This window comes from Alteromonas alvinellae, assembly GCF_902705805.1.
Window position 1 is genome coordinate 20188 of sequence record NZ_CACSIH010000151.1, and the last position, 9822, is coordinate 30009.

Sequence of the window (9822 nt, forward strand, 5' to 3'; positions counted from 1 at the left end):
GAAACGCTCCTTTACTCTCCATTCTGTACAGCCATATAGCGGCTTACTGGCATCAGATAACCCCCGGCCTGCTCGCGCCCAGCACCCGCAGAAGCCTCAATAATGTCTGCTGCTTTGTTTGCCAGATCGGCGTCACCGCCGAACTCACTTTGAAGTTGCTGCCTGTATTCAGCTTCACGCCCGTCACTTGCTCCCAGTAGCGACGACGCAAACAGTTGCGCACCGGCTTCAGACTGAAGGCCATGCTCATTAACAGCCGTTTGGGCTGCCAGCTCACGGAACTCGTCACCGTATTGCTCAACAAAACGCTGTGCGTGCTCCGCACCTTCCTCCGATGCACTGGCAAACGCTGCCGCAAAGAACATTCCACGTTCCCTAATGGACATGTCTTTAGCAGCTTCCGACAAATCACTTTCTCCAGTAATCCACTCTTTGGCCGCTGTGTATCCGCTGACTCCGGCACCGATAATCGAACGCCCCAGGTCTGCGGCTCCAGTCGCGATATGACCCGCTACGCCGTACTCATCCTGGATGTACTGATCACCACGGTTTGAATCAGCGATAAACTGGTCGCGTTCTTGGGGAGTCATGGCCGCTAGGTGCTCCATCGAACCTGCGAAATCATCCGAGAAACCGCCTGCTCCAGCACTAACCCCACCAACTACTTGGTCGAAGAATCGGCCAATACCCTCGGTAGTAGAGAAGATACTCGCCGAGGTAGATGGCTCGACTTCAGACGCCATAATTTGACTTCTCAGAGCACCGAGCCGCTCTCCCCGGTAGTCGTCTCTGTTTTCAGAGTCTGCCGCTTCTACGTGGCTTAGGTTTTGGTTATGACGCTGAAGCACTACGCTCTCCCCAGGCACGCCTGCCCTTGCCTGATTTCTTTGTTCGTTCGACATGTTCTGGGGTTCTTGAAGCTCTCGCGCACCTATCCCATGCGTTATCGCTGGAGAGCTTTCCAAAAGATCTTGCTGTGCATTGGAATCTTTCACGGTTGTCGCGCTGCCCGTAGCACTTGCGATGGTTTCGGCAGCAATAGCCTGTTCCGATGCTTTACCAGAGTTAAGAAGCGCATAGAGCTGACCACCTGCGGTTGCTCTTGCTGAATCCATTCCCAACGCTTCATAAAACTGGGATTTCTCAGCCGCAAGTTGGCGTGTTTCGGGTGAAGCCATCCGCATCCCATCTCTTAGCTGTGAATGAGCTTCAGGACTGCTGGTTACTGTCTCCGCTAGGGCTCTCATATCCATTGCACTCGTCGTTCCAATGCTCGATTGAGCGCTGGCGAGACGCTGATAAGTATTTTGTGCTGTTATGGCTTTGGGCGCGGGTTCAGAAAACTGCTCACGCTGCTCCTCTCCAAGAGAGTTCGTAAAGCGCTGACCACTCTGCGTATTGACCTGACGAGCTATATCCCTAGTCAAAGCTGCTGAATCGCTATCAGTGAAACCGACATTTTTGGCAAGCCGGTCCATATCACCTGTCAGTTGCTGACGTTGATCAGTGGACGTAGAAGTTGCCGATCCGGAAATACCTCCTTTTACATCGACAGGTGCAGCCTTCGCTATTGCCATTCCAGCAGGGCCAGCCAACAGGGCTCCCGCAACCTGCCCGGCATCAACGTTCGCACTGGCTTGCATACCAATCGCCCCAGCAATGGCATCTGTATGGCTCTCATTCAAACCATATTGTCGAGCGTAATCCTGAGCTTGGCCGTAAATCGCCTGTGCCTGTGAAGAGTCAGATGCACGAAGGGATTGCCCAAGCCCTTGTAAACGAGCGTAGCTTTGTTCAGCAGAGGCCCCAGAGAAAACCGAATTAGAAAGCTGGGATGCAAATGACTGTGTTGCCTGGGCTGACGATGCCTGGGAGGAACTAACCGCACTACTGAGCATGTTCCCGACATTAACTTTGTCTACCATGCTCTCGGAACCGGTAAGTTGAAGCCCTCGGAAGTCATCAAATTGGCCCTTTGGCATCATTTCTAGTACTGGTGATGGCTTCATCGCGTCAGGGCTTGGAATTTTTTCGTCAATGTGATCTTTTCCGCCAATGCGACCGGCTAAACTGGTAAAAGCATAAGTAGAGCCGGTAATCATAAACAGGGTAAGTACCGGTGTTGCAGCCACTAACATGCCTCCCGTTGCAACCCAATGGGATGTTATCTGGTATGCCTCGCTTATCCCGTGAAAAGTGGAAAATGGGTCGTTCTCCAGAGCACTCAATTCACCTGTAGCGGACATGTGAATATAAAGATTGATAATCGATAAAGTAGGCATCCAAAGCTGAATCCATGCAAGAGCAACTAAATACTTGCCAACTAGGCCAATACCAAAACGACCCATTAGCATAAAAAATCCGGCTAAAGGCGCTATTGCATAAACAAACCCCTCAAAAAATGCCATCACTGGGCGCGCAATAGTCATAAACATCGTTTGCTCAGCAGCCCATTGTGTATTTCTTTGCTGAATTGCTTGATTCAACATAATGGCCGACGAAAAATCACGCAGGTCCTGGTATTTTCCCTTGGCAGCATCTTCGTACAAAGGCTTTAGTACAGTAGTTAACATGTAGTCCTGAGCGTCAGAACCAACCATTCCCAAATTTGCCATAGCATCAGAGAGACGGCTTGCCATATTTACTCCCGTAGCTCCGCCACTCACATCGTTCATTGCACGCTCAATAGCATCTTGGAAAATATAGCTTCCTTTTACTTCATTCAGGGCGTCCGTGAGTGCAACATAACCATCGGAACAGGTGTAATCTTGAGGTGTTCCTCCAAGGTAAAGCCGAGTTCCATATAAGTCAGAACTAAAGCGTATTGCTTGCAATGCAGGCAAAGTAAATAGGTCTTGTATTGACGCCTGATGTAAGTCAACTTTGGTTAGCGTGCACTCCCGAATGTAATTGTGAATTGAAAGCTCCACGTTAACTCCTTCACCACCAATGGCATCATCCATTGCTTTAAACACAATAGGCTTTGTTGCTGCTCGTTGTATGTTGTTTATGATACTAAGAGAGTCAGCAAAATGACTTTTGGTCGTTCCTTGAGAGGGAACAGAGTATCCCTGTTCAAAAAGTTCAGTGATCGAGTACCCAACTCTCGAAACTATAGAGCCAGCGGCTACTAGAACTGGAACATTATCTACCACTCTAACTTCGCCAGAATAGGCGTCTTCAATTAGTACAGTCGTCGAAGGCCCAAAAGCCATGGCGTAAAAAATCCAAGCCACGAGAATTGAGCCAATCTGAATCTCCTTAGCTCCACTCATTATTGATTGAAAGAAAACGATTAAAACACCAATCAACAGTCCTATCGATGCCATCGTTGTGAAGTCGCCGGTCCCAGTAATCATGGAAACAGCAATTAATATCTGCTCCAAGAATGCCGAATCACCGACAGAGTGTATGGTCCACATTGGGAAATCTCCTGTTAAAAACTCCCCCTCATACTAAATACTCCTATCACTAGACCACGCACGTGTTCTTGCCCATTTTGGGCGCAAAGCCAAATTTAGGGTAAGTTTGTACCGTCAGCACAAACCATTGTTTTTTATGAATTAACCAAAGTTTTTGGGTTGCGTTTTCTTAAAGTCGTGAGACACTTTTTAAAGGTAACGGAGGATAAACCCATGAAACGATACATCGAGATTGCAGCTTCTGCTGCTGTAGTTCTGTCACTGGCAGGTTGTGCAACCACCGGGTCATCCGACCCCGCAACCTATGAACCGGCTAAATCCCGTGCGTACAACCTCGCTCAGGCCGGGGGTATCACTGAAGCGCGGGATACGGAGAGAAAGCACCTTTCAGAAAACGAGCTTTACAAGGTCGCTTCCAATGCCGACATCCTTATGTGGGATCGAGGAGCAAATTGGAGCGGGGGAGAAGCACTGGGAGCCAGCCTCTTGTTTGCAGCCCTGGAGCCAACGTCGAACTTCGCGAAAGACTCTTTGTTCGGCTGGATGCCTTCCAGCATGGCGACAGATGCCGTGCAGGCCCGTGCGAAGATGTCAGAAGTGACTACCTCCGCAATGAAAAATGCACTCGGTAGCCTTGGCTATACGTATGAAGCCACGCTAGAGAACTACGACCAAAAAGCAGTGTTTGGGGGCGGAAGCGCTTTTCTGTTCAGTCAGATAACTATTATTGCTGCAAATCAGGGATGCCCCTCGCCAGATTCTGTCGATCACTACTCAAAGACATGCTATGTCTCTTCTCAGATCATAGAGCCAAATCAAGGCTTTGAACCTGCGTTCCTGGGAGGTGGTCAGGCCTGGTCGTTCACGACTGAAGGTGTGAAGGCCTCATCTGTAAAACTGAATGTCCCGGAAGGGGTAACCCTGGACAGTGTATCCATCATCGGCGCGATCAGCGCAAATCTGCCCGGTTGGGCCTACATGTTTACCCCTCAAACCGATGACACTCCTCCCATGGTCGTAAACAAGGGGAAACCCTTGTACTTTGTGGAACCGGTTAGTAACGATGGTAAGAATTAGCCCAACACACAAAGCGACTGATTGGAACGATGACCTTCAGAAACTTTCACATGTGAAAGTTTCTGAAGGCATCCGATAACAACGACGTGAGGTATTCGGTTATGGCAAGAACACTAGACCAAATTCTGGACCAGGAGAAGCCCAGTGTTGTGGCTGAGGCCAGACGCAAGGCTTCAGAGATGCTCAACGCGATGGATCAACAACCGATTGTCAACGCCAAACAGGACCATGAAGCCGATTCCGTAGATTCCTCTCCCCAGAAATAACAAAGGGCCAGATAAACTGGCCCTTTAATTACTCTTGTTGAGCTGAAGAAGCCACTACGACATATACCGTATCGTAAGCGACAGAACCCGCCTAGCATCTTCAATGTTTCTGGCAATGAACTTGATATTAATTCACGATCGTCTCTTTCACGATATTCATCTAGGGATTGGCTAATTTAGCCGTGTTGGGCGAACGGCAACACTATCGGCAATATTTTGCCGCTCATCGTCTTGAGAAAAAGGGGGGATAAAACGTGGCTTTTTACGCATTTACCCCTGCGACATTGCTGGTAATGTGCCTTCATGTCAAGCACCAGGCCTTACCTTTTAGTTGGCACAGCCTTTGCTTGGATGCTGACTTTACCGGCAAGAGGAATCACTATGCAAATCACAAGTGGGGTAGCCCCATTACACACAAGTCAACGCTATAGTGCAGATAATTCCTATACATCATCAAAAAGCCCGGCTACCGAGCCAAACTCAGAAAGCCCCAGTCCGAATGGCGGTACGAAAAAAGCTGATTTTACGAATATGACCCGACAAGAGATGTTGGACTGGGTAAACACCGAGATAACCAAGGGAGAAATGTCCTTAGATGAAGGCTTTCCCTTTATGGCTATGACGATGAAAATCAGCGTCGGTACTGGTCAGCCTATTCCGGCATTCGATGATAATGCACGCTATGACATGTCTCAGAAGATTAGGGATGGCATCGATGGGGCGTTGAAGCGGAATGATCAAGAGACATATGAAATGCTGAGTTCTGCACTGAACATCATCAACAAATTTCAAGGAAAAACGATTGGTGTCGATACTACAGCCTAAAATGGTATATAAAGAAATATCGCGGCTCACGTAGCGTGACGAGTTTACTTGAAATCTAAGGTAGCGGTCATAAAAAAGGGTCAGCAATTGCTGACCCTTTTGTTTTGCTCCGGTTGAGCTAGAAGTTACGACGACAAACGTTGTATAGCGTCCTCTAGCACCCGTTTAGCTTCTTGGATATTACCTACCACTAAGCTTGGTACATTCTCCAAATCAACATCGGTAAAATTGTTAACAAGGGCGAGGCTTGTGTCTTGTTCAACCTGATAATCAGAACGACGTTCCTGCTGGGCTGGGTTATCAGTAAGCGACAACAGGAAAGCATCAACCTCATTTAGCGCCGCAGCGACCAAACTAGCATCCTCCTTACAGGTGTAAACATCAAACAGCCAGCCATCCTCTCCGTGTTGGTCGACTATGACTGAGACGTTATTGATGGTTTCTGATGAAATGTTCCCTGATATTAATTTCTGGTATTTATCAATATCATAGTCGGTCGCACCACTCTTATCAGCAGCCTTGCTAATACTAATGATGGTTTCCGCTGAAACAGTGTCATTATTTGCTAATATTTGAATGACTTTTTCATCAATATCGGCATCAAGTGCGCGGTCCAATGCTTGAACAGCTTTCTTCATGTTATCAACATTAATATGATCATGTTTAATCATTTTTGCTCTCCTTTCGAAAGGTTGTTAAATTGGATAAATAATATCAATCCAATTGGCTCTGCAAAGAAGCCGAAGTTGCCCAATAAGGGCAATTTCGGCTGTTTCATAGAGTTTTTTACCGAGGTGCATATCCCGATTCAGCAAGCCCCTTCTGCAACGCAGATAAAGCCTCTCTCATCAAATACGCCTCGTCATCGTCAACAGCATTAATCCTCACTTCTTGCCAACCAACTCGCTTTACAAGCTGCGCTAAAGCCAAAGCCTGCGCATCGGACAGCTCAGTAAGGACGGATACTGTATTATCCATAAGGACCTCCTATGGGAAGGAGGGAAGCCCCTAAGGGCTTCCCCAGGGGCTTCATTAATTCACCGCACCGTAATGAGATTTCGCGTAGGCAAGATCGAGCGTAAAGGTAATCTCAATCCGGTCCACGACGAGATCGAACTTACGGGCATGTTCCAGCAGATTAGACCGGAACACTGATTCGGCGTCGTCATGCGACGTCGCGTTAACCGTCTCAGCGACCAGCTCACCTTTTCCGTTGTCGTAACAGACGTCGGTGTAGTACACACGTCCGCACACATCGAACTGGTGATTCTCTGGTTGATTTTTAATTTGTCCCAGCATGTCTTTTCTCCAAGAGTAAAAAGCCGGGACTTCGCCCTACCGGGCTTAGTACCCGGCTGGGTGGTTTAGTGCTTACCGAGGACCGGCAAGTGATTTGTTGCAGTGGAGCGCAGGTCGAATGACCTCACCATCAATGATGCGGCCAGTGATGAATCCGACAGGGGGATTCTGCTCTGATTGCTCCGGTTCAATAACGTCTCCAGAAATTGGCGACGAGGTTTGACTGACGACCCGTACGGGCCGCGCTTTGAATATTGATCGAACGATGACGTTAAGAGTGCGAGCTACCAGCGAGGCACCAAACGCAATAACGCCAACTGTGACAATCATGACCAAAACGAATGTGGAAAAGTACATATAGAGCTCCAAACAATAGTTGATTGAAAGGGGCTCATCCGTGACCGGGAAGCCCCGGTTACGGGTTTAAATGATTTATCGGGAACGCGAAAACCAATCTGAAACTGGCTCAAACTTGTCGCCCGACTTCATTATCTCGATGAAGTCATCCTCGTTGTCACATCGGGCCAAACCGAAATAGCTTTTCGTAAATCGGCCATCAAGGCACCGAAGGACCGTGAAGTGGAGATTTCCTTTTGACTCACAGTGAGCCATGACAATCCCTCTGCGTTGATACACATGGGAATCATTCAAAGGAAGCACCAAGCCGTTGACTTCGAGTTTTTTCATCTTGCACCTCAAATAGTTTTGAGGGGTCTCCCAGTACAGGGATACCCCTGTCTGGGATGATGGTTAAACTTGCTGTTTGTTTGAGGAGGCCAGCTACCTCTCTATTTCCGGCGGTTCCGGAAATTGAAGATAGGTTATCGGACAATGGCCGTGAGGCTCGAAGCTACTTTTTCCCTTTTTGGGCGCAAAGAGGTTTTTTGTCTACTTGGGCCTGGGAGGTTCGCCTGGTCTGCCTAACAGCTCCCATAGAAGTCTGAAGGCATAGAAATGATCCCGTAGGGTTGTACTGCTCAGATGGCTCTGCCGCGCATAGTACCTGTGGATATGTGCTCTACCCACCTGATTAGGCTGGCTTACGCCTTGCTCATGGGCCGCAATATCTGACAGTGCAGCAATCAGCCGTTTCACCATCGCCCGTCTGGCTGTCTTGCCACCATGGCGAACATACACATGTGCTCGCTCTCTTACCCATTTTTCCATCGCTTACCCCAAATATGAGTTTGTTACGTCAATACGACCGTGTCCCAGCTCCCGCGCTATCTCAGCACGGATCTCCTGATCCACTGTCTTGGCCTGGGCGACCGAGATCCCCAGTTCCTTGGACAGGTATTCATGATGAGCCCGACCGTGGGCCACACCAGCGCGGATAGGGCTATCGGCCCCCATAAGGACCCTGTAGCGCTCCTGAGCATAGTGGTGGCGCTCACCATGAAAGTTCACCGGCTGACGACCAATCTCCCGATATGCCTCTTGTCGAAATTCTCTGTATGTCTGGTTGCCTGGGATCATACTGCGGCCATCCTGGATGGCCGCAGCTCTCTGAAGAGCGGTTATCTGAGCATTAGAGGTAATCGGCACCATACGCTGGCGACCACCTTTGGTTCCGTCCTTGATGGCAACAACCCCTTCTTTCTCTGCCTGTTTCAGCGCCCGAGTCGCATCAAGCTTGGCCGACTCCTCGAATCGCAGGCCAAAGTTGCGCTGCACCTCCAGCAGCGCTCCCAGCCGTTCTGAGACAGCCCCTATAGCTGCCTGGTGGGCCGCTTCCGAAACGCTCCGGTCGCTCGATGCGATCCCTGAACGCTTGGGAAGCCCGCCCTCAGCGACAGGCGCTACTCTGACTTGTCGGTCGCCACGAGCAATCTCCATCACCCGGTTTACTGCCGACAGGTAGTTCTGAGCTGTGGAGGGAGAAATCTCGCCACGCTCAAACCTATCGTTCAGATGGGCCGCATAGGCCACCAGATGGGCCTTCTCGATGTCTCGCATGTCCTTTATGCCCTGTTCGGTCTTGATCCAGGATGAAAAAACGCTCCAACGATCATGGATCGTTGCAATTGAAGCAAAGCTTCTCATCCCCTCTTTGAGCGCGTTGAGACCCGCCCGCGTCATATCACGGCTCTTAAGGCCATAGTTTCTGGCATCCGGATTGGATCGTTCTGAGCGCATAGTGCTATTCCTTCTTGTTCTGGTTCTGGCCTGCCCGAAAATCGTTGGTAAGTGATAAACGCGATTTTTTTAATCAGCTTCGCGTGCTGAGGCCAAATCAGGGTTCTTGCCCTGGCAAAGGGTGGATAAACCGAGCACCCACGGTCATTTACATACGATCAACACTGCTATGGAGCGGGCTGCTCTCGCCACTGGCTGGTCTGTTCCGTTGGAACAAACTGCCAGCAGCTCCGGCTGGTGAAGTCGCTTTTCTTGGAAAGTTAGCGCGTAGCGCTCGCCGCCTTGCGCGGCTGTGTTCGCGCACATTCGTGCGCGGGGCGAAAGCCTTGAGCCATTGAGGCACAAGGCTTTCGGCGGGGTTTGCTACCCCGTCTCTGTTTTCGCCGTTGGCGACAGAGACGGGGAGGGGCATAGTGCAAGCTCGGCATGCGCCAGGCTCACATGGTTGAGGTAGAGGTGGTCCTCTGGAATTTGGCTGCTCATGATCGAGTGCCAGGTACGCCACAAATTCAAGAGAACAGCAGCGAGGAGGGGCATTTGCCAACTGCAAGCAGCGGCAACGATGACGATATAGCGTCAGGGGTTCACGAATGGGGATGAAGTTCATCAGGGGTTCCTCCGAAGGTTTACAGACGGAGGAATGCCCACGGGGGACAGTCCCCCAGAGGGTTGGTTAGATAAAGGCAAACGCCTTGTTTAAATAAACTGCTGTTTTCGGCCAGCTACCATTTACGTCATTAATATTAATAGGTTTTTTGGCTCGGTCAAGCTGCGTATTTCGGTGAATCCGATCGGTC

9 protein-coding genes are annotated in these 9822 nt (G+C 49.7%); 4 read left to right on the forward strand and 5 right to left on the reverse strand.

Annotation, left to right across the window (positions count from 1 at the left end):
• Positions 1-11: 11 nt before the first annotated feature.
• Positions 12-3422, reverse strand: a complete 3411-nt coding sequence (locus tag ACX5KA_RS11240; protein WP_458731181.1) for a conjugal transfer protein TraG N-terminal domain-containing protein — start codon at positions 3420-3422, stop codon at positions 12-14.
• Positions 3423-3635: 213 nt separating this feature from the next.
• On the opposite strand from ACX5KA_RS11240, the gene ACX5KA_RS11245 reads away from it, so the two are divergent.
• From ACX5KA_RS11245 to ACX5KA_RS11255, 3 genes are all read left to right on the forward strand, one after another.
• Positions 3636-4499 carry a hypothetical protein gene (locus tag ACX5KA_RS11245; RefSeq protein WP_458731182.1) on the forward strand — a complete coding sequence of 288 codons (864 nt, stop codon included), beginning with the start codon at positions 3636-3638 and terminating at the stop codon, positions 4497-4499.
• A 101-nt stretch (positions 4500-4600) separates the two neighbouring features.
• Positions 4601-4765: a hypothetical protein gene (locus tag ACX5KA_RS11250; RefSeq protein WP_458731183.1), complete on the forward strand. Its 165-nt coding sequence runs from the start codon at positions 4601-4603 to the stop codon at positions 4763-4765.
• Positions 4766-5146: 381 nt separating this feature from the next.
• Positions 5147-5590, forward strand: a complete 444-nt coding sequence (locus ACX5KA_RS11255) for a hypothetical protein (RefSeq protein WP_458731184.1) — start codon at positions 5147-5149, stop codon at positions 5588-5590.
• 125 nt (positions 5591-5715) lie between these two features.
• Here the strand turns inward: ACX5KA_RS11255 and ACX5KA_RS11260 are convergent, their stop codons facing one another.
• The 4 genes from ACX5KA_RS11260 to ACX5KA_RS11275 form a co-directional block, all read right to left on the reverse strand.
• A complete protein-coding gene (locus ACX5KA_RS11260) occupies positions 5716-6261 on the reverse strand; it encodes a hypothetical protein (protein ID WP_458731185.1) in 546 nt (181 codons plus the stop codon).
• 115 nt (positions 6262-6376) lie between these two features.
• The gene (locus ACX5KA_RS11265; RefSeq protein ID WP_076723594.1) at positions 6377-6568 is read right to left on the reverse strand and encodes a DUF7706 family protein; all 192 of its coding nucleotides are present in this window, start codon (positions 6566-6568) and stop codon (positions 6377-6379) included.
• A 54-nt stretch (positions 6569-6622) separates the two neighbouring features.
• Positions 6623-6889 (reverse strand): hypothetical protein, encoded by a 267-nt coding sequence (locus ACX5KA_RS11270; RefSeq protein ID WP_068811900.1) that lies wholly within the window; start codon positions 6887-6889, stop codon positions 6623-6625.
• Positions 6890-8059: 1170 nt separating this feature from the next.
• On the reverse strand, positions 8060-9025 hold the full coding sequence (locus ACX5KA_RS11275) for an integrase domain-containing protein (RefSeq protein ID WP_458731186.1): 966 nt from the start codon (positions 9023-9025) through the stop codon (positions 8060-8062).
• 426 nt (positions 9026-9451) lie between these two features.
• On the opposite strand from ACX5KA_RS11275, the gene ACX5KA_RS11280 reads away from it, so the two are divergent.
• Positions 9452-9625, forward strand: a complete 174-nt coding sequence (locus tag ACX5KA_RS11280) for a hypothetical protein (RefSeq protein ID WP_458731187.1) — start codon at positions 9452-9454, stop codon at positions 9623-9625.
• The last annotated feature ends 197 nt before the right edge of the window (positions 9626-9822 follow it).